Raw genomic sequence first — 1,756 nt, 5'->3', positions numbered from 1 at the left:
CATGGATAACCACGAAAAAAAAGTTTAATCAAACGATTGATTAAACAGGGATTTGCCTTGCGCAGAAACCTTTCTCCCTATCAACCCTCATTATCTTTTCGAAAAAGGTGCCCCAAAAAAGAAAAACGTTCGCATAAGTGAGCTATTACGAACGTCCATGTATACCTATCCTCTTTCAATCAGAGGAATCATCCGCATTTTCTTCGTTATCTTTTTTGGCACTATAATATCCACAAAAAGTTATGGTCAGGATAAATATGATATAAAAAGAAAGACCTACGGCCCAATTGGGGATGAAGTCTTGAATATCTATACGAGAAAAAATTACTAAACATGCCAATGGTATATAAGAAATAAACCATAAATATAATTTATTTCGAATGATAAAAATAGTAGATATTATTATACATATTGTACAATACACTATTTGAAACAATTGAATCACCTATTCATTTTTTGTTGCTCTTCTTAAGGTCGAACATTAAATTAAGGTAGCTAACCAAGACAATCTAGGCAATCGAAATAAATAAAAATACTAAATGCACTCAGCATAACCAACTAGTACCTTTTAAACAATTTTCCTCTAATAATTTAAAAATCAAGTATGGTTTCTATACTTTCAGAATACCTATCCACAAGCTTAAAGCCTTATTCTTCAGCCTCATCTTCATCCGTTTTTTCATCATTTATCCATTGCTGATAATGAATAATTTCATGCGCAAAAGTATCTAGCATAGCATAAAGAGCATCGACTTTTCCTCGATCTTGAATACGTTCATCATAATCTCCAGTTGCAATACGTATATAAGGTTCTACATCTTTATCATAGGGTGCAAAAAAGGTAGCTGCTACATACTCTTTTGTTTTACGATTTTCAATTTGATAATCACTTTTCAGATATACAACGACTCGAATTGGAAAATCCATGTTTTTTCGAAGCCATCTCCCAAAATTCAAACACACAGTTCGTACCTCAGGGTGAACTCCTTTTTTACATCTAATCCTTAACCCACTTCTTGGATACTTCATACTTTTCTCCTTGTAGGATTAATTGATAAATGTAATTCCCTCTTTAAGTCTCAACGTTTCTACTAAATTAACAATTTTAGAAAAAACGTTCGTAAAAGTGAACTCTTACGAACGTCCATGTACACCTGTCATCTTTCAATCAGAGGAATCGTCAGGATTATCATTGTCTTTTTTTAAGCTATAATATACACATAAAAAGAAGGTCAGGATAACAATTATATAAAATATAATGCTCACAACCAAATTGGGGATAAAATCTAAAATATCTGTTAGGGAAAGGACTATTGAACACGCAAAAGGTACTAAACACAGTAACCAGATATAATTATTATCCCTAATCACTTGAATTATTAGTATTACCGCTAACACTGTAATAATCACTATACTAGACATTAAATCACCTATTCATTTTTGTTCTTCTTAAGATCGAACAATAAATTAAGGTAGCTTGCCAAGAAAATCTAGGCAATCAAAAGATAAATAAAAATACTAAATGCACTCAGCATAACCAACTAGTACTCTTTAAACGATCTCCTCTAATAATTTAAAAATCAAGTATGGTTTCTATACTTTAAGCATACCTATCCACAAGCTTAAAGCCTTTTTCCTCAGCCTCATCTTCATCCATTTCTTTATCATTTATCCATTGCTGATAAAGAATAATTTCATGCGCAAAAGTATCTAGCATAGTATAAAGAGCATCGACTTTTCCTCGATCTTGAATAAG

The 1,756-nt window shown here is 31.8% G+C and carries 1 protein-coding gene; it reads right to left on the bottom strand.

From position 1 onward, the window contains the following. Positions 1–648: 648 nt before the first annotated feature. Positions 649–1,029: a hypothetical protein gene (locus tag CVN76_RS04735; RefSeq protein WP_100530479.1), complete on the bottom strand. Its 381-nt coding sequence runs from the start codon at positions 1,027–1,029 to the stop codon at positions 649–651. Between the last annotated feature and the right edge of the window lie 727 nt (positions 1,030–1,756).

The organism is Bacillus sp. mrc49 (assembly GCF_002803435.1).
Note: the sequence above shows the minus strand (reverse complement) of the source record. Positions and strands in the feature narration are given on the sequence as shown.

What these genes read in the sequence shown, in the direction of transcription:
- CVN76_RS04735 (WP_100530479.1), bottom strand. Translation starts at nt 1,029, where the DNA reads ATGAAGTATCCAAGAAGTGGGTTAAGGATTAGATGTAAAAAAGGAGTT.